The sequence below is a fragment of the Pectobacterium brasiliense genome, from assembly GCF_013449685.1.
GTDB lineage: Bacteria > Pseudomonadota > Gammaproteobacteria > Enterobacterales > Enterobacteriaceae > Pectobacterium > Pectobacterium brasiliense_A.
In genome coordinates this window covers 47,128-66,596 of the sequence record NZ_JACDSF010000063.1, presented here as the reverse complement: position 1 = coordinate 66,596, position 19,469 = coordinate 47,128, and the positions used below count along the sequence as shown (strand labels likewise).

The window sequence follows — 19,469 nt, the reverse complement described above, 5'->3', positions numbered from 1 at the left end:
TCACGTCGCCGCGTGACCATCATACGGTGCTGAGAAGGAGGAATGATTAGTAATAAAAACGGGCGGTAATAGCGAACATTGGAGAGGCGTATTGACCACGACAGTGACGCTCAGCCGTGCCGTGCGAATAGGAATCTCATCCCTGAGACTCTTCCTTTTCAGAGCCGCAGTAAGTGACGTTGAAAGGCATTCCAATCCCGTTATTCTTCGTCACCGCGCTTTGCGGCCTCTTTCTTCCTGAAATATTGCGTGTCGCCTCAGCGTGCCACATCAGGGCGGACGCCCAGTGTATGGCAAATCGCATAGCTCAGCTCCGCGCGGTTCAGCGTATAGAAATGGAAATCTTTTACGCCTTCACGACTGAGAATTTTCACCATATCCATGGCGATAGACGCGCCCACCATTTTGCGGGTTTCTGGATCGTTATCCAGGCCGTCAAACATGCTCGTCATCCAGTTCGGCACACGGACGTTGGTCATCGTGGCAAATTTTTGCAACTGCTTGAAGTTCGACACTGGCAGAATACCCGGCACAATTTCTACATCGATGCCCGTCGCCACGCAGCGGTCACGGAACCGCAGATAACTTTCCACGTCGAAAAAGAACTGCGTGATAGCGCGATTCGCGCCAGCATCAATCTTGTGTTTCAGGTTAATCAGGTCAGCCTGGGCGCTTTTCGCTTCAGGGTGTACTTCAGGATAGGCGGCAACCGAAATATCGAAATCACCGACCTCTTTCAGCAGCGAAACCAGATCCGCCGCATACATGTCCGGTTTGCCACCTTCTGGAGGCAAGTCGCCGCGCAGCGCGACGATATGGCGGATACCGCTCTGCCAGTAATCCTGCGCAATTTCACGCAGTTGCTCACGCGACGCATCGATGCAGGTCAGGTGAGGAGCCGCTTCCAGACCGGTACGTTCTTTAATCGTTTTGATAATGCTGTGAGTACGGTCACGCTCGCCAGAATTCGCCCCGTAGGTCACGGAAACAAACTTGGGTTTCAGACTGCTCAGTCGATCGATTGAGCTCCACAGGGTGTCTTCCATCTCGCTGGTACGCGGCGGGAAAAATTCGAATGACACATTAATGCGCCCCTGTAATTCCGCCAGACTTTGATTCAGCGCTTCCCGCTGGTTTGCGTGAAAAAAGCTCATACCTGCTACCCCGTTGACCGTGACTGTTATTATCATTCGCTACACGTCTATACGTTTAGACGGCTATATAGAAAATGACGTAATCCGCTTAAAGAGTCAACGTTTTTCAGCACGACAAACCGTGATGATTGCTCACGCTAAATGAAAAAAGTTCATAATGGGTTTCTCGCAAAAGCACTGTCTCATAGTCACATTGTTATGGAGACGCGGAGACAGTTTCGTGCGCGATAATGTTGCTATTTTCATGCTACCTCGTAGCACGCGCCCGACACGGGGCGGCTCAAGCGCCGCTCGCCCGTGACCCCAGGCTTTCGGCGGGAATTATGCCGCTACGCGGTGCCTTCGTCGGTATCTGACTTAACGGACCGCTTGCGACACGTTCCCGACGTGGCGCAAGCTCTCGCCGCGTCCTGCGGCTCATCCTAAGCCAGCTATCTCCTCAGCATAATTTTTTACGCCGGATAACAGCAAAACCCACAGAGTTCTGTATTATTTGTGTGCAATCACGATAACCTAGTAAATACGCCATCAGCCACAGGGGAAATCGTGAAAATGTACGGTATGCCCTTCTTTCGTCGTCAGAAAAATGGCGTACTGCGGGGCTTCCAGGCTGACTTCAAATCCCGGAGCGAAACGCAGCGCGGATTGATGGTTGGTACCGCGCACCGTGCTGAACGATATTCCTCGCCAGCTGCCGCTAGCAGGCCGATGCACGTGCCCTGCGGAAATATGCCGCACATTACCGAAGCGGTGACACACCTGATACAGCGCATCTTCTGCCTCAGGGGCTAATCGAACATTATCCAGCGCCGGAAGCCCGATCGACATCGGAGGATGATGCAGGAACAGAAACACATTCTTGCCTTCCGCAGCCTGAAGCTGTTGCTCCAGCCACGCAAGCCGCGCGGAACACAGCGTTCCGGCAACGTCACCAGCCTGCAACGAATCCAGCAGAATGGCGCAATCATCTCCCACGGACGTCACGTTCTGCACAAATCCATGTTCATCCGCCAGCGCTGAGAACTGGGCCAAAAACGTCTCCCGATCGTCGTGATTTCCCATCGTCACACGCCAGGGAAGCTGGAGTTCAGCCAGCGCCGAGGCCAGAAACGCGTAGGATGCCGCACTGCCGTCATCGGACAGATCGCCGGAGATGACCACTAGATCGGCATCGCGATGGTGTGCGTTGATGTCGACAATCGCCGCTTTCAGTTGCTGCTCCGGGTCGCGGCCATGCAAATTGCCGCCTTGTGCGGTCAGATGGAGGTCGGAAAGTTGAATCAGTTTCATATTATCCTCGGTTTTCACTATCCACGCGCTATCGCCTGCCAATACCGTTACGCCGACTGGCGACGGATTAGCGGGGCAGCCACTTTCGCTCGACACGCGGGTTCTTGTACCTGAGACTGGCGTCGATCGAGCAACGCCAACGCCTGTGCCGCCATCATGGCGGGATCCTGACGAAATGTCGTCAACGCATAGGCATCCCACCCTGCGGCCGGAATATCATCAAATCCGATAACCATGAGATCCTGCGGAACGGCGAGTCCACACTGCTTTGCGCGATCGATCACGCCGAACGCCACTAAATCGTTAACGCAGAACACCGCATCCGGCCTGGCGGCTTCGGGAAGTGAAAATAGCCTCTGCCCCACCGCCAACCCGTCGTCATAATCCGTATCACCACCACGCACCACTGCGACGGGCAACCCTAACAAATGCGCCTCTTCACAAAACGCCTGTTCACGTTCGATGATATTAGGCGTTGCCGATGCCGCTCCGACCAGAGCCAGACGCGTTCTGCCCGATGAGGCAAACAGCCGCGCCGCCATACGCGCGGCGGTGTCATTATCAATGTGTACGCTGTCACACGCCGGTTCGTGCCGCCCGATGACAATCAGCGGCTGGCCGTTTAACTGTGCCAGCTCGACAAACTCTTTCGGCGGTGAGCCGGAAAGCACAATCGTCGCTTCCGCACGGTGACCAAACAGAATCGAACGCGCGGCGGCCATCGCTTCCCGCACATGACCGGTATTGATGAGCACAGGAATTGAGCCGCGCTGGATTAACGCCTGCGACAGCTCTGCGACCAAATTGGCACGAAACCAGACCTCGGGGTGCGTCACCACCAGTCCAACCAGACGGCTGCTGTTCGCCAGCAGGCCACGGGCCAGATCGTTAACCTGATAGCCCAACTCCTGCGCCGCCGTCATGACTTTGGCATAGGTGGCAGCCGACACGCTGGCGCCGGGGGTAAAACTGCGGGACACCGCCGAGCGTGATACGCCAGCCCGACGAGCAACATCCTGTGCGCTAACGTAGCCCTGTTTACCTGCCGTCATTTCCCTATCCTTGCCATTACGTCGGCTTTCAAAAAACGTTCCACCACCAGCATGAACAGCACAGAAGGAATCAGCAGCACCAGCGCAGTAATGGAAGCGATCTGATAGTTACCGCCCGCCCCCGCGGTATAGAGCAGCAGCGGCATCATCTGCACATCCGGTGCCCCAACGAAATAGCTGCCAGTAAATTCATCCAGCGATTCGAGGAAAACGAAGATGGCCGATGCCATCAGCCCTGGCATAGCCAGCGGCAGGGTAATATCGACAAAAGCACGCCACGGCCCGGCACCAATTGAACGCGCCGCCTGCTCCATTTCACGCCCAACCGCCGAGAACGCCGCCGAGGCAATCCAGACCGCAAATACCAGCCCGTGAACCGTGTGAACCAGCACAACGCCCAGCAGCGTGCCGTTCAGCCCCCACTGATAAAATAGGCGAGCGATATTGACGTACACCGTCAGATTCGGAAATGCCTGCGGGATCAGGAAAACCAGCAGTATCAATCCACGAGCAGGCAGCGGCAGACGTGCCAGCGCATATCCCGCCGGAATCGCCAGCGACAGCGAGGCCAGCACGGTGAACACCGCCACCAGTACGCTATTCCCCAGCGCTTCCCAGGCCACCCCGCGCGGTGAAAACACCCGCTTCCAGAAGGCAAAGCCCCAGTCATTGGGCAGCAGATAGGGATAGAACCATTTTTCCGCCACTGACCACAGCAGGAGGTTAGCCAAGGGCCCAAAGATCAAGAAGATCAGCGTCCCCAGAATCAGCATTCTCGGGATCCACCACAGTACGTTCTTCATGCCTTCTCCCTCATGTTCAAGCGGAGATAAATCACAGCAAACAGGCCAGTCATCAGCAGGGAAATCACCCCCAACGCATTCGCCACGCCATAATCGCCGTAGGCGTTAATGCGGAAGGCAATATTGGCGGTTAGCATCGTCGGCGACTGGGCATTGATCATCATCGGTACGGACAGCACCGACATCATGGTGACGAAAGAGAGAATAAGTCCAGTGAGCAGCGTTTGCCCAACCTGAGGCACCACAATTTCACACAGAATACGCAAGCTCGACGCGCCTAAGTTACGGGCGGACTCGATCATCGTGCGATCCAGCGATGCCATCGCACCGGCGACCAGCAGCGCCACAAACGGCGTCTGCTTCCAGACGAAGGCAAACACGATGCCGCGCCAGTCCAGCCAGTTGCTGGCGCTGGCCATATCGACAATGCCGAGCGTATCCAGCGCGCCATTCAACCAGCCGTTCTTTGCCAGAAACGTGCGTAAAATTTGCCCGGTCACGATAAACGGGATAAACAGCGGCCAGCGATAGACCCAGCGCAGCAGCGCCACCATGCGCGGGCTTTCCCCCAGCGTCAGGTAGCCGCCGATCATGACGGAAAGCAGGCCAATCAGCAGCGTCGCGAGGCTCACAATCAGTAAGGTAAACAGAATATCGGGCAGATAGAGCGTCAATGCGGTGACAAAATTATCAACGCCTACGCCATTCTGACTGACAAAAGCGCCCCCAACCGACAGCCCCAGCGGCGTGATAAAACAGACAGCTACCACCGCCAGCGCGGGTAGCACAAGCGCGATACCCGCCAGTCGGGAAGAGAATTGGGATACTTGCAACATGAATGTCTCCGCGCTCTGGCTTCATCCCGCCAGAGCGCCTGTGGTACTAAATGTATATACCCTAAATAATTCGAGTTGCATGAAGGCGGCTAACGCACAAGCAGCTTGAAGTATGACGGGTATAATTACTTCGCCATCGCCTGCTCATAGGCATTCAGGATCGCAGTGTGGTAAGGCGCGATAGGGAACGTCTTGCCTTTGCTCGCCAGTTCATCCGGCGTTACGTCCGTGAAAAGACGCTGCCATACTGCGGGCTTCAGCTCGGCCTGAACGTACTTGGCATCGATCCCCGGATACCAGTTAAAGCGTTCCACAATCCCTTCGGCCTGCACTTTGGCGCTGGTTGCCAGTTCAACAAACTGTTTAGCCAGTTCGCGGTTCGGTGCCTGCGCGGGGATGACATAGTGCATCGGCTGCCCTGGCATACCGGGCGCAGGAAGCAGCAATTTGAAATTGTCCGGCAGCTGTCCGCTCGCTTTCCAGGAATAGAACATATCGACCCACACCGGCCCCATCGCGATTTCGCCACGGCTCAGCATGTCGAGCGTGCCAGCGTTGCCCGGCGTCAGCGTCACGTTCTTGTTAAAGGCTTTCAGGCGCTCAAACGCCGGTTGCCATTTCTGTGCTTCCGCTTCGTCAAACGGCCCGTTCATCAGCTTCTGGGCATCACCGCCGTAAGCGTAAATCCAACCCATGACGAAGCTCACGCCCGATGCGCCGCCCTTAATACCGTTGTAGCCGAACATCTTCGGATTCGCGGCAGCCCACTGCTGGATTTCGTCATAGCTTTTAGGTGGATTCGCTACCAGGCTGGGGTTATAGGCCAGCGCCGTCTGGCTGCTGAACATCGGCATGACGTAACCTTTCACGTCTGTGCCCATGGCTTTATCCGCAGCGGCCATGCTGACCAGCTTGCCGCTGGCGATATCATCGCGATATTTCAGCAAGTCGCCCTTTTGCACCATCGGGCCGACAAATTTCTCGTGCACGACCGCCACATCGGTGTCCCAGACTTTGGCTCCGGCGGCCTGCTGTGCATTGAAACGCTCAAGAATCTTCTGCGACCCCGCATCACCCGGTCCGGTGCCGACGGCACGTACTTTTACACCGGGATGCTGCTTCTCAAACAGCGGCCCCAGATATTCATTGACATAGTCGACCATGTTTTGGTCACCCGCCGTCAACACGGTTAATTCCTGTGCCTGTACCGCCGCCAGCGGCGTACTCATCATCAGCGTTGCAGCAAAAATGCGTTTCATCTCATTTGTCTCCAATTTAGGATCAGGCCGTCAGGCCGGGAAGCGGGGAATAACGTGAAGTGGTATCTGGTATCGCCGTCGAAGATGTCGTCTCTTCTGCCAGCGGGAAAAGGAACAGCGCCTCAGCAGGGATCTGCACCGCAACCCGCTGCCCGATGGCATAGGGGTGCGACGCATGAACCTGTATCCGCCAGGTACCGCTGGAAATCGTATGCAGCCAGTATCCGCCGGGGTAGCTCTGTGCCTGCACCGTGCCGTAGCGCATCAACATGCCGGGCTGGATAAGCGGGACGTCTGCCGGATCGTAAAGACAAGCAGCTTCCGCACGAAAACGTGCTTCTATCACTCCAGGCGGTAGTGACGTGTTCGCTGGCACCAGCGAATGACTCTCGGCATCACCGGGAATCATCAGCGTCTCGCCGTCATAACGCGCTTCCAGCACCAGCCGATTTTCCGCGCCCATAAACGCCGCGACAAACGAACTGGCAGGATGGTGATACACCTCTTGTGGGCTACCCGCCTGCATGATGCGACCCTGATTCAAAATCACGATGCGGTCCGCCATCACCATCGCTTCTTCGCGATCGTGCGTCACGTGGATCGCGGTCAATCCCAGCCGTTGTTGCAGCGCACGGATCTCATCACGTAGCTGTAAGCGAATACGGGCATCCAGATTGGAGAGTGGTTCATCCAGCAGCAGAATATCGGGCCTCACCGCCAGTGCACGCCCCAAGGCAACCCGCTGGCGCTGTCCACCGGACAGTTCCGCAGGCTTACGGGCGCTCAGGCCCGTCAAACCGAGCATGGTTTCCAGTTCCGCCACACGGCTGGCAATCTCCGCACGCGGGACGCGGCGTAAACGCAGTCCGTAGGCAATATGCTGTGCCACCGTCATATGCGGCCACAGCGCGTAGCTCTGAAACACCAGCGCCATTCCGCGTTTCTCTGGCGGCGCTTGCGTCATATCCTGCCCGTTAACGCGAATCGCCCCCGCTCGCGGTGACGAGAACCCAGCGACCGTACGCAGTAATGTCGTCTTGCCGCACCCTGACGAACCGAGCAATGCCACGAATTCGCCCTGTGCAATCTCCAGATGGATATCGTTCAATACGGCGGTCGTGCCGTATCCAACGTGTAGGTGGTCGATGACAATATGCGGTGATGCCGCAGAGGAAGTTGTTTTTTGCACAGCTGTGCATTCCACGATAATCAAACAATGCGCTGATTGTGCGGTGACATCGTGTCAGTGGCGTGTTGTCACCGTGACATTTCAATGACACGACTGACGAGAAAGATAGCGGTGGAAATTTCTTAGCGAGAAGGGAAACGAGGGAATGGGTCTCTTGAGTATTGGCCATCTCCCCATACGCGGAGACGGCCAACGGTATATCGCGCTGACAACAGGTTCTACAACAACTGTGCCAAACGGTTTAGGTCAGACTGAAGCGCACCCGCGGTGACATCGCGCCCCGCGCCCGGCCCACGGATAACCAGCGGGTTATCCCGATACCAGCGGCTTTCAATCGCAAACACGTTATCACCCGGAAACAGCGAGGCCAGCGGATGATCGGGACGGACGGCTTCAACGCCCACCCGCGCTTTACCATTGCTGTCAAAGCGTGCAACGTGACGCAGAACCAGACCCATTTCCTGTGCGGCTTCCAGACGACGCAGCATCTGCTCGTTCAGCGAATCGCCATTCTCGAAGAAGTAATCGACAGAACCCTGCTCACAGCCCGGCGGCACCAGCGACTCAACCCGAACCTGACTAGGCTCGATGTCATAGCCCGCTTCACGCGCCAGAATCACCAGTTTACGCATGACGTCCTGACCAGAAAGATCAACACGCGGATCCGGCTCGGTCAGCCCCTGCTGGCAAGCCTGATCGACCAGTTCGGTGAACGGTACGGTGCCGTCAAACTGCAAGAACAGCCAGGAAAGCGTGCCGGAGAAAATCCCGCTAATCGCCAGAATACTGTCGCCGCTTTCCCGCAGATCGCGTACCGCAAAGTTGACCGGCAACCCTGCGCCGACGGTCGCGTTATACAACCAGTGACGATCCGTTTTCGCGAACGCGTCGCGGATCTGGCGATAGTTATTGCCGCCTGATGCACCCGCCAGTTTGTTAGCGCTGATGACATGGAAACCGTAGCTGGCGAAATCCAGATACAGATCGGCGACCGATTCACTGGCGGTGACGTCCAGCACCACCAAATCATCGAAGGGGTGCGCACGCATCCACAGGAACAGATCTTCACCATCCCGCTCTTGCGCTTCACTTTCGAAGAAAGCCAACGCACGGCTGGCATCCAGTCCGTCATAGTTCAACAGGCTGCGCGTACTGTCCACCACACCAGCCAGTACAAACTCAAAACCGGTACGTGCAGACAAATTGCTCTGCTCACGCGCAAACAGCTCCAGCCAGCGTGAACCAATATTTCCTTTGCCAAACAGCACCAGACCGATGCGCTTCTCTGCCCGGAACAGCGAATGGTGCAGCCCGCGAATCAGATGCTCTGTCGGGCCGACACGCAGCACCGCCACCAGGCTGATGCCATCATCGGCTTGGCGGACAAATTCAATCGGCTGATCTTTCAACTGCTGATAGAAGCGGTGGCTGTGCAGCGGATTTTTACCCACGCCTGCACCGACCATCGCGACCATCGCCAGCCCATCACGCTGATTGAGTTCAACAGGTAACGCGGCCTGTGCCAGCAGTTGCAGCGCGCTATCCACCACTTCGGAGGTGTAGCACAGTTGCAGCAGGTTACGATCCTGATGAACGCCGATCGCCAGCGGTTTCAGTTGCGCACGATTCAGAAGCTGTTCGACTTCTTTTTGCAGCAGCACGAAATCGTGTTCAGAAGGAACCTGAACTTCAATCAGGCACACGTCATCATGGCTGGTGACAATTTTGGCACCCGTCCCCGAGGCCAGTACGCGTTCGATGCGCGTCGACCCTTGTTCAGGCTGATAGCTGCAACGCAGTTGCAGGTCGATATCGCTGCCGGAAACGGGCTGTAAGGTACGCGTATGTAATACCGGTGCCGCCAGACGTGCCAGTTCACTGGCTTCATCTAGCCGCAGCAGTGGCAACAGGCAGGCATCTTTGACTTTACGCGGGTCGGCGCTATACACCCCAGCGACGTCGCTCCAGATGGTCACGCGTTCAACGCCCGCCAACGCACCAATTTGTGTGGCGGAATAGTCACTGCCGTTGCGCCCCAGCAGCACCGTTTCGCCTGCATCATTACGGCAGATAAAACCCGTTACCACTAAACGCTGACCTGCGTGCTGCGTCAGATATTGCTGCAACAGCGGCCAGGAACGGCCTTCATCCACCTGTGGCTGCGCGGCACGTTCTGCACAGAGAAAATCACGCGCATCCAGCCATGCGGCATTCATATCCCGATGATTTAACACGGCAGACATCAGGCGAGCTGACCAGATTTCACCGTGCCCAACCACTTCGGCGTAGACGGCATCCGTCAGCTTGCCATCCAGCAGCGCAGCCAAACGCTCCAGATCGCGAATAAACTGAGCGGTCAGCGTCTCTGCCTCTTGCGCAGGCAGAAGCCCGGCAATCAGTTCACTATGGTAGCGGCGTAATGCCTGCTGAACCTGATGCGCCGACAGACGGTCGCTCTGGCTCAGTTTCAACCAGCTAATCAGCTGGTTTGTGGTACTGCCTGCGGCAGATACCACCATCAAATCACCGGGGTGGCTATACTCCGCCATAATACCGGCTACGCGTAGGTAACACTTCACATCAGCCAGACTGCTACCGCCAAACTTATGCAGCTGTCGGCCCGTTACCGATGGCGCTACTCCTAATGCACTCATTCTTACCTCTTGGCAGCGGCTTGAAACGCACGATCCAGATCGGCAACCAGATCATCGCCGTCTTCAATGCCGGTGGAAATACGCAGTAATGTTTCAGAGATACCCGCCGCCGCACGCGCTTCTGGCGCCATGCCGGCATGCGTCATTGTTGCCGCATGAGAGATGAGACTTTCAACTCCGCCCAGCGATTCCGCCAGTGTGAAGAGCTCCAGCGATGCCAGAAAACGGCGCAGTGTGTCTTCATCTCCATCCAGCTCAAAACTTAGCATAGCGCCAAAGCCGGATTGTTGACGGCGGGCAATATCATGACCGGGATTGTTCGGCAGTGAAGGATGGTACAGCGCCTTCACCAACGGCTGCGTCTGTAAGAATTCAACCACTTGTTGCGCATTACGCTGCGCGGCCGCCATACGTGGCGATAAGGTACGCAGGCCGCGTAGCAGCAGATAACTGTCAAACGCCGCACCTGTGACGCCGATGTTGTTCGCCCACCAGGCCAGTTCAGTAATGGTATCGGCATCTTTGGCGATCACTGCGCCCGCCACTACGTCAGAGTGACCATTCAGGTACTTGGTACAGGAATGCACCACCAGATCGGCACCCAGTTCCAGCGGCTTCTGCAACGCTGGGCTCAGGAAGGTGTTATCCACTACGCTAACCGCACCCGCTTCGCGCGCGGCCTGACAAATCGCGGCAATATCCACGACGCGCAGCAGTGGATTGCTTGGACTTTCCACCAGCACCAGCTTCGGCTTTTCTGCCAACGCCGCGTTGAGCGCATCGGTATCACTTTGATCGACAAATTTGACGCGAAATGCGCCGCGCTTGCTCAGGCTGTCAAACAGACGATAGCTGCCGCCATAGCAATCATGCGGCGCCACCAGCAGATCGCCGGGACGCAGAAACACCGTGCAAACCAGCATAATCGCCGACATTCCGCTGCTCGTCATTACCGCACCCGCACCGCCTTCCAGTTCGGCAAGCGCGCGCTGCACAACATCACGCGTGGGGTTACCGCGACGCGAATAGTCGTGTGCCCGTGGCTGGTTGAATCCGGTAAAGTTATACGTGCTGGAAAGGTGAATGGGTGGGACGACGCAGCCATACTGCTCATCATTATTTAACCCGCTGCGGACTGCGATCGTTGCCTGTTTACGCGTCATCGGCTCATTTCCTGGCTGGAGGCTGAAAAGATAGGAACTAAAGAGTAAACGCAGTTTTAATAGACGTCAACACATCTAGACATCTAAACTTCTTTGCGTATAGATTGAGCGTAAGCATAATAACCGCTAGAATTGTGGCATTTCATGACAGATGCTGTCTTCATTAGATTAATTTTTAAGGTATCCCATGGCTGAGTGGAACGGCGAGTATGTCAGCCCTTACGCTGAACACGGTAAAAAAAGCGAGCAAGTCAAGAAGATAACAGTATCTATCCCATTGAAAGTACTAAAGATACTGACTGACGAACGCACGCGTCGTCAGGTGAACAACCTGCGCCATGCCACCAACAGCGAGCTGCTGTGCGAGGCGTTTCTGCACGCCTTCACAGGCCAACCGTTACCGAATGACGAAGATCTGCGTAAAGAACGCAGCGATGAAATTCCTGAAGCCGCGAAAATCATCATGCGTGAAATGGGTATCGACCCGGATACGTGGGAATACTGATTGCGTTTGCGCTGTCGGCTTTCTGGCTAACCCCGCCTTCTCCGGCGGGGTTTTGCTATGCAGAGCATCCCGCTCAACACATCACTCTTCATTAACCTCTAAAGCCTCTCCCCTCTACCGCTCGCACGTCTTCCGCATGCTTCGTCTTCCACTCATGTTGTGAATCGGGATTGCCTTTTATTTGATATGTTATATCATAACATTTTTAATCTATAACGGTGATATGCGTGCATCATGACAGAGCTTCTCTCCAGTAAACCCGTGCTGCTGCGCGTTCGCCACGTCGCTGTTAGTCACGCTGACTGCCGTGCAACTGCGATTGGCTCAGCCGACAGTTACTGGCACCACAGGAATTGCCCATCGGGATTATTACCGCGGGATTAGGCGGCATCTTCGTGCTGGGGATGCTGGTAAAACGTCAGCAGGGACACTGAGCCACCAGAAACAACAAAGGCACCTGTCGGTGCCTTTGCAGAAAGTTACTGTGCCAATGAGGCCAGTAAAACTTATTTTTTAGCGCCTGGAACGGAGAAACGCTTGTTGAAGCGGTCAACACGGCCACCAGTTGCAACATCACGTTGTTTGCCAGTGTAGAACGGGTGGCATTCGCCACAAACGTCCAGGTTCAGGTCACGACCCACAGTAGAATGGGTTTTGATCACGTTACCGCAAGAGCAAGTTACAGTAACTGCAGAATAATTCGGGTGAATACCTTTTTTCATGGGAAACCTCTGTTAAGGCCGTGTCGCTATCCAGCCCTGTTCCGCCAGACACCACACGAAAGTTGTATGAGTAAGTTCATTATGCAAATGGCACAATGGCGGCGGATCATACAGAATCCGCTACCCTGATGCAATCGCATCCACACATTATCCCTCGCAGCATGTACACTAGCGCCTTGCCTTATTTTCACCCCGCGTCGCACATGATACAAACCGCTCGGTTATGTCATTGATCGCCACGCAAATCACGTCGACTATCACGGAGAGGTTATGTCTGTCGCTCAGGTCGCATTGCCCGTGCCGCTGGCACGTACATTCGATTATTTGCTACCCGCAGGAGGCGTGACTCCGCAGGTCGGCGCACGCGTCAGCGTCTCCTTTGGTAACCGTAAAGCGATCGGCATTATTACCGCGCTGAGCGACACCAGTGAACTTCCGCTTGAGCAATTAAAACCCGTGCATGACGTGCTGGACGAGCAACCGCTGTTCCCACCCAGCCTGTGGCGCATTTTGCTGTGGGCCGTTGAGTATTATCACTATCCGATTGGCGAAGTGCTGTTCCACGCGCTGCCGATCCTACTGCGTCAGGGGAAACCCGCACACCGCGCTCCGCTCTGGCAGTGGTTTGCCACCGAACAGGGTCGGGCGACCCCGCTCAGTACACTCAAACGTGCCGCAAAACAGCAGCAGGCGCTGGCGGCCCTACTTCAGTCGCCGCTTTACCGCCATCAGGTGAGCGAAATTGGGCTGACGGAGATAGCATTGCAGGCGCTGCGTAGCAAAGGGCTATGCGAATTACAGGCCACAGAGCAAACGCTTCACGACTGGCGTCAAAGTTTTAGTTTGGCAACCGACCGACTGCGTTTGAATACCGAACAGGCCACTGCCGTCGGCGCGATCCGCAGCGAAGATAACCATTTTGCCGCCTGGCTGCTCGCGGGTATCACCGGCTCGGGCAAAACGGAAGTCTATCTCAGCGTGCTGGAAAATGTGCTGGCACAGGGCAAACAGGCGCTGGTGTTAGTGCCGGAAATTGGCCTGACGCCGCAAACTATCGCCCGCTTCCGCGAACGGTTTAACGCCCCGGTGGATGTGCTGCACTCGGCACTCAACGACAGCGAACGCCTTGCCGTCTGGCTACGTGCCCGCAGCGGTGAAGCCGCCATTGTCATCGGAACGCGGTCGGCGTTATTTACGCCCTTTGCCCGTTTGGGGCTGATTGTGATCGATGAAGAACACGACAGTTCCTACAAACAGCAGGAAGGCTGGCGCTATCACGCCCGTGATTTGGCGGTGTTCCGCGCCAGAGAAGAAGACATTCCCATCGTCATGGGGACGGCAACGCCCGCGTTGGAAACGCTATATAACGTCCAAATCGGCAAATATCGACGCTTGAACCTGACCAAACGAGCGGGCAATGCCGCGCTCGCCAAACAGCACGTCATCGATCTGAAAGGTCTGCCGCTGACAGCCGGGTTATCCCAGCCGCTGATTACCCGCATCCGCCACCATCTGACGAACGATAATCAGGTTATCTTGTTCCTCAATCGGCGCGGGTTCGCCCCCGTGGTGATGTGCCACGAGTGTGGCTGGATTGCCGAGTGTCAGCGCTGCGATCACTACTATACCTACCACCAGCATCAGAGGATGTTGCGCTGCCACCACTGCGACAGCCAGCGTCCGGTTCCACAACAGTGCCCCGGCTGCGGCTCAACCAATATGGTGCCGGTCGGTCTGGGTACCGAGCAGTTGGAACAAAGCCTTGCGCCGCTCTTTCCAGATGTCCCGATCACCCGCATCGATCGTGATACCACCAGCCGTAAAGGGGCACTTGAGCAGCAGCTCTCGCAGGTCAGGCAGGGCGGTGCACGTCTTCTCATCGGCACACAAATGTTGGCGAAGGGGCATCATTTCCCTGACGTGACGCTGGTGGCCTTGCTGGATGTAGACGGTTCGCTGTTCTCTGCCGACTTCCGCGCAGCCGAACGTTTTGCGCAGCTCTATACTCAGGTGGCGGGTCGTGCAGGACGTGCGGGCAAGGCGGGCGAAGTGGCGCTGCAAACTCACCACCCGGAACATCCGCTATTACAAACGCTACTGCAACAGGGCTACGATGCCTTTGCCAGTCAGGCGCTGACTGAACGGAAAAGCGTTTTTCTGCCGCCGTTTACCAGCCATATTCTCTTCCGCGCTGACGACCACGATAATCAGCAGGCCGCATTATTCCTCCAGCAGTTGCGTAATTTGCTGGAGGCGAGTCCGCTGCGGGATGAATCACTCTGGCTGCTGGGCCCAGTCCCTGCTTTGCAACCCAAACGTGCGGGACGCTTCCGCTGGCAGCTCTTGCTACAGCACCCCTCCAGAGCGCTATTGCAGAAACTGGTCAGAACATCGCTGACGCTAATCGGCACGCTGCCGCAGGCGCGTAAAGTGAAATGGATGCTGGATGTCGACCCCACGGACGGTTAGCGCTTCCTGTTAGATCATTTCGGTTTCTTGCCACGCATTTTTTGCGATCGGCGTCGAGAACACGATATTCATCACACTTTTTGTGCAAATTAAGCAACAAAACCTGCGTTCAATCTGTTATGACTGTCTGCGCAGGCCGTATGCTGAGGCCAGACTGTTTACTGAGGTCAGATCGTGCACTCAGGTATAGCGCCGTTTCATCGGCATACCGTCCCCAAAAAGCGTTACCCGTCATCATAGAAAGTCAGTGGACAGAGGCGTTCTGCTGACAGTCAGCGCCAGTTAACGCTGACGCAAGGAGAAAAGCGTTGAAGCAGAAGAAAGGCGTCACCACGGCGACGATGAAAGACGTGGCGGATGAAGCGGGCGTTTCCACCGCGACCGTGTCCCGAACGTTAATGAACCCAGAGAAAGTCTCTTCGACCACCCGTAGGAAGGTCGAACAGGCTGTCATCGCCGTTGGCTATTCGCCTCACGCACTCAACAGGAATCTCAAGCGTAACGAATCACGCACGATCCTGACGATCGTCCCAGATATCTGCGATCCCTATTTCTCCGAAATATTTCGCGGGATCGAGGAAACGGCAGCCGAACACGGCTATCTGGTGTTGATTGGCGATTGCGCTCACCAGCATCAGAAAGAAAAAACCTTTGTAGACCTGATTATTACCAAGCAGATCGACGGCATGCTGTTACTCGGCTCTAATCTGCCGTTTGACGCTGGTCAGGAAGAGCAACGTAATCTGCCACCGATGGTGATGGCGAATGAGTTCTCACCGGATCTGGCGCTGCCCACCGTGCATATCGATAACCTGACCGCCGCCTTTGAAGCCGTACACTATTTGCATCAGGCGGGCCATCAACGTATCGCCTGTATTGCCGGCCCAGAGCACATGCACCTGAGCCAATATCGTCTCCAGGGATATATTCAGGCCCTGCGTCGCAACGGGATTCTTATCGATAATCAGTACATCTTTCGTGGCGATTTCACCTACGAAACTGGGATAAACGGCCTGATTGCGCTGATGCAGCATCCTCAGCCGCCCAGCGCGGTCTTCTGTCATAGTGACCTCATGGCGCTGGGTGTGCTGGCGCAGGCCAGAAAGATGGGGCTGGATATCCCACGCGACCTCTCTATTATCGGTTTCGATGATATCGAACAGGCGCAGTACAGTTGGCCGCCTCTGACTTCTGTCGCCCAGCCTCGTTATCAGATCGGACGCGAGGCAATGCTGCTACTCTTAGAGCAGTTGCAAGGTAACACGGTACAAAGCGGTTCCCGTCTGTTGTCCAGTGAGCTGGTCATACGCGACAGCGTCGCCGCGCCGAATTACGCCCGTAACAGGCTTTAAGACTTCAGGAACTGGTCAAATATTTGAGGGTTCAGTAACATGACCCCCTAATTATGTTATTTACCTATCAATTCACAGCGAAACAACAGTGGCACAAAGAGACTACGTGAGCCGGGGACGTTCATCAGGGACGCGTCGGAAAACGACAAATAGCCGAAAAAAAGGCAAGGCTTCAGGTGCGTCCAAAACGATGATCGCACTCGCTGTTGCTGTTTTAGTCACCTTCGCGGGCGGTCTGTACTTTATCGCCCATAATAAACCCGATGATTCACCCGTCCTACCACACCAGAATGCAGGCAAAGGTAACGGACTGCCCCCCAAGCCGGAAGAACGCTGGCGCTACATCAAAGAGCTGGAAAATCGTCAGTTGGGCGTCACAACGCCAACGGAGCCTTCTGCGGGTGGCGAGATTCAGTCGCCAGTGCAGTTGACGGATGAACAGCGCCAGTTGCTGGAACAGATGCAGTCTGATATGCGTCGCCAGCCAACGCAGCTTTCCGAAGTGCCGTATAACGATCAGACGCAGGTTCCGCGCTCTCAGGTAACGATCAAGCCGCCGACCCAATCGATGCAGCCGCCACCTGTCGTAACGACGCAGCCAACCACACGGGCACCTGTGATCACGCAAGCGGCACCTGTCGTACCAAGACAAGACATTCCAAGACAAGAAGCCCCAAAACAGGAAGCGCCGAAGCAACAGCCGGTCAAACAGCCTGAAGCGCCAAAAGCCGAGAAAACCCAGCGCTGGGCGATTCAGTGTGGATCCTTCAAAACTATGGATCCTGCCGAATCGGTCAGAGCGCAGTTGGCGTTTGCCGGTATCGAAAGCCGCATCACCTCTAACGGCGGCTGGAACCGTATTATGCTTGGGCCTTATAACAACCGTGCTGCCGCAGATAGCATGATCCAACGTCTTAAGGACGCGGGCGCATCAAACTGTATTCCTCTTGCCAGCGGGGGTTGAAAAACCCCACGCCTTCCCCCATCTATAAATTCAATGTACCCCGGATGATGCGGGGATCTTTTTCTTCAAACGGGGACTGACTCGTGACAACAATTGTAAGCGTACGCCGCAACGGCCAGGTGGTCATTGGCGGTGATGGACAAGCCACTCTGGGCAACACCGTGATGAAAGGCAACGTGCGTAAAGTGCGTCGCCTCTACCATGACCGCGTCATCGCCGGTTTCGCAGGCGGCACGGCGGATGCCTTCACCCTTTTTGAGCTTTTTGAGCGCAAGCTGGAATTACATCAGGGTCATCTGGTGAAAGCAGCCGTCGAGCTGGCGAAAGACTGGCGTACTGACCGTATGCTACGCAAGCTGGAAGCCTTGTTAGCCGTCGCGGACGAAAATGCCTCGCTGATCATTACCGGTAATGGTGATGTCGTGCAGCCTGAAAATGATCTGATCGCGATTGGTTCCGGCGGTCCTTATGCACAGGCTGCCGCGCGTGCTTTACTGGAAAACACCGAGCTGGGTGCGCGTGATATCGTCGAGAAATCTCTGGGGATTGCGGGCGACATCTGTATCTACACCAACCAGTTCCACACGATAGAAGAATTAGCCTCCAAGGCGTAAGGATCAACTATGTCTGAAATGACCCCGCGCGAGATAGTCAGCGAACTCGACAGCTATATCATCGGCCAGCATAAAGCGAAACGTGCCGTTTCCATCGCGCTGCGTAACCGCTGGCGCCGCATGCAGTTGGACGAAGCACTTCGTCATGAAGTAACGCCTAAAAATATTCTCATGATCGGTCCGACTGGTGTCGGTAAAACTGAAATCGCTCGTCGTCTGGCGAAGCTCGCCAATGCGCCGTTCATCAAAGTGGAAGCCACCAAATTCACCGAAGTAGGCTACGTAGGTAAAGAAGTTGACTCCATCATCCGCGATCTGACAGATTCTGCGATCAAAATGGTGCGCCTTCAGTCCATCGAAAAAAACCGCTTCCGTGCGGAAGAGATGGCAGAAGATCGCATTCTGGACGTGCTGATTCCACCAGCGAAAAACAACTGGGGACAGGCGGAAAGCACGCAGGAGCCTTCCGCTGCACGCCAGGCATTCCGCAAGAAATTGCGTGAAGGCCAGTTGGACGACAAAGAGATCGAGATCGACCTGGCAGCCGCTCCCGTTGGCGTAGAGATCATGGCTCCTCCGGGCATGGAAGAAATGACCAACCAGCTCCAGTCCATGTTCCAGAATCTGGCAGGCCAGAAGCAGAAAGCCCGTAAGGTCAAAATCAAAGACGCCTTCAAGCTGCTGATAGAAGAAGAAGCCGCCAAGCTGGTGAACCCGGAAGAGCTGAAACAGCAGGCGATTGAAGCCGTCGAGCAGCACGGTATCGTGTTCATCGATGAGATCGACAAAATCTGTAAGCGTGGCGAAAGCTCCGGCCCGGATGTGTCCCGTGAAGGCGTTCAGCGTGACCTGCTGCCGCTGGTTGAAGGCTGCACCGTGTCCACCAAGCACGGCATGGTCAAAACCGACCACATCCTGTTTATCGCGTCCGGTGCGTTCCAGGTTGCCAGCCCGTCCGATCTGATTCCAGAATTGCAGGGGCGTCTGCCAATTCGCGTAGAGTTGCAGGCGCTGACCACGGAAGATTTCGAGCGTATTCTGACCGAACCGAGCGCCTCGCTGACCGAGCAGTACAAAGCGCTGATGGCGACAGAAGGCGTGGATATTGCGTTCACCGCCGATGGTATCCGCCGTATTGCCGAAGCCGCCTGGCAGGTCAACGAAAGCACCGAGAATATCGGCGCGCGCCGTCTGCATACCGTGATGGAGCGTTTGATCGAAGATGTGTCTTACGATGCCAGCGAAATGAACGGTCAAAGTGTTACCATTGACGCAGATTACGTACGTAATCATCTGGATGAATTAGTAGCAGATGAAGATCTGAGTCGATTTATCTTATAATCCGTTTTCGCGGATCGCACGATTAACGATAAAGTGGGAGGCGTTGGCCTCCCACTTTTGTTTCTGACGTCGCCATCACTAACTTTTCTTGTTTATAAACAG

At 55.7% G+C, this 19,469-nt stretch carries 16 protein-coding genes and 1 pseudogene; 7 read left to right on the top strand and 10 right to left on the bottom strand.

The annotated features are described in order from the left end of the window. Positions 1-257: 257 nt before the first annotated feature. From metF to metB, 9 genes are all read right to left on the bottom strand, one after another. Positions 258-1,154, bottom strand: coding sequence for a methylenetetrahydrofolate reductase (gene metF / locus H0248_RS19700; RefSeq protein WP_180787188.1), 897 nt, complete (start codon positions 1,152-1,154; stop codon positions 258-260). Between the two features lie 528 nt (positions 1,155-1,682). Continuing rightward, positions 1,683-2,540 (bottom strand): phosphodiesterase, encoded by an 858-nt coding sequence (locus H0248_RS19695; RefSeq protein WP_308415674.1) that lies wholly within the window; start codon positions 2,538-2,540, stop codon positions 1,683-1,685. Further along, positions 2,492-3,496 carry a LacI family DNA-binding transcriptional regulator gene (locus tag H0248_RS19690; RefSeq protein WP_180787187.1) on the bottom strand — a complete coding sequence of 335 codons (1,005 nt, stop codon included), beginning with the start codon at positions 3,494-3,496 and terminating at the stop codon, positions 2,492-2,494. The genes H0248_RS19695 and H0248_RS19690 overlap by 49 nt, the downstream gene beginning before the upstream one ends. After that, on the bottom strand, positions 3,493-4,299 hold the full coding sequence (locus H0248_RS19685; RefSeq protein ID WP_180787186.1) for an ABC transporter permease: 807 nt from the start codon (positions 4,297-4,299) through the stop codon (positions 3,493-3,495). Before H0248_RS19685 ends, H0248_RS19690 begins: the two co-directional genes overlap by 4 nt. Then, complete coding sequence (locus H0248_RS19680; protein ID WP_180787185.1) at positions 4,296-5,135, bottom strand: ABC transporter permease; 840 nt, start codon at positions 5,133-5,135, stop codon at positions 4,296-4,298. Before H0248_RS19680 ends, H0248_RS19685 begins: the two co-directional genes overlap by 4 nt. Before the next feature lie 125 nt (positions 5,136-5,260). Then, positions 5,261-6,394 (bottom strand): extracellular solute-binding protein, encoded by a 1,134-nt coding sequence (locus H0248_RS19675; RefSeq protein WP_180787184.1) that lies wholly within the window; start codon positions 6,392-6,394, stop codon positions 5,261-5,263. 22 nt (positions 6,395-6,416) lie between these two features. After that, complete coding sequence (locus tag H0248_RS19670; RefSeq protein ID WP_180787183.1) at positions 6,417-7,583, bottom strand: ABC transporter ATP-binding protein; 1,167 nt, start codon at positions 7,581-7,583, stop codon at positions 6,417-6,419. A gap of 218 nt (positions 7,584-7,801) precedes the next feature. Continuing rightward, the gene (locus H0248_RS19665) at positions 7,802-10,237 is read right to left on the bottom strand and encodes a bifunctional aspartate kinase/homoserine dehydrogenase II (protein ID WP_180787182.1); all 2,436 of its coding nucleotides are present in this window, start codon (positions 10,235-10,237) and stop codon (positions 7,802-7,804) included. A gap of 2 nt (positions 10,238-10,239) precedes the next feature. Further along, entirely contained in the window at positions 10,240-11,400 is a 1,161-nt protein-coding gene (gene metB / locus H0248_RS19660; RefSeq protein ID WP_180787181.1) for a cystathionine gamma-synthase, read from the bottom strand. A 187-nt stretch (positions 11,401-11,587) separates the two neighbouring features. Between metB and metJ the strand changes: the two genes are divergently transcribed. Both metJ and H0248_RS22245 read left to right on the top strand, forming a co-directional pair. Then, positions 11,588-11,905, top strand: coding sequence for a met regulon transcriptional regulator MetJ (gene metJ / locus H0248_RS19655; RefSeq protein ID WP_005973355.1), 318 nt, complete (start codon positions 11,588-11,590; stop codon positions 11,903-11,905). A 302-nt stretch (positions 11,906-12,207) separates the two neighbouring features. Then, a pseudogene (locus H0248_RS22245) lies at positions 12,208-12,339 on the top strand (iron chelate uptake ABC transporter family permease subunit); the annotation flags it as partial. A gap of 72 nt (positions 12,340-12,411) precedes the next feature. Here the strand turns inward: H0248_RS22245 and rpmE are convergent. Further along, the gene (gene rpmE / locus H0248_RS19645) at positions 12,412-12,627 is read right to left on the bottom strand and encodes a 50S ribosomal protein L31 (protein ID WP_010281510.1); all 216 of its coding nucleotides are present in this window, start codon (positions 12,625-12,627) and stop codon (positions 12,412-12,414) included. 270 nt (positions 12,628-12,897) lie between these two features. Between rpmE and priA the strand changes: the two genes are divergently transcribed. The 5 genes from priA (at position 12,898) to hslU (ending at position 19,367) form a co-directional block, all read left to right on the top strand. Continuing rightward, complete coding sequence (priA, locus tag H0248_RS19640) at positions 12,898-15,096, top strand: primosomal protein N' (protein ID WP_180787180.1); 2,199 nt, start codon at positions 12,898-12,900, stop codon at positions 15,094-15,096. Between the two features lie 308 nt (positions 15,097-15,404). Then, positions 15,405-16,448, top strand: coding sequence for a DNA-binding transcriptional regulator CytR (gene cytR, locus H0248_RS19635; protein ID WP_180787179.1), 1,044 nt, complete (start codon positions 15,405-15,407; stop codon positions 16,446-16,448). Between the two features lie 88 nt (positions 16,449-16,536). Beyond that, positions 16,537-17,412, top strand: coding sequence for a cell division protein FtsN (gene ftsN, locus H0248_RS19630; protein ID WP_180787178.1), 876 nt, complete (start codon positions 16,537-16,539; stop codon positions 17,410-17,412). A gap of 83 nt (positions 17,413-17,495) precedes the next feature. Beyond that, positions 17,496-18,026: an ATP-dependent protease subunit HslV gene (gene hslV / locus H0248_RS19625; RefSeq protein WP_005973334.1), complete on the top strand. Its 531-nt coding sequence runs from the start codon at positions 17,496-17,498 to the stop codon at positions 18,024-18,026. 9 nt (positions 18,027-18,035) lie between these two features. Further along, a complete protein-coding gene (gene hslU, locus H0248_RS19620; RefSeq protein WP_180787177.1) occupies positions 18,036-19,367 on the top strand; it encodes an HslU--HslV peptidase ATPase subunit in 1,332 nt (443 codons plus the stop codon). Positions 19,368-19,469 lie beyond the last annotated feature (102 nt).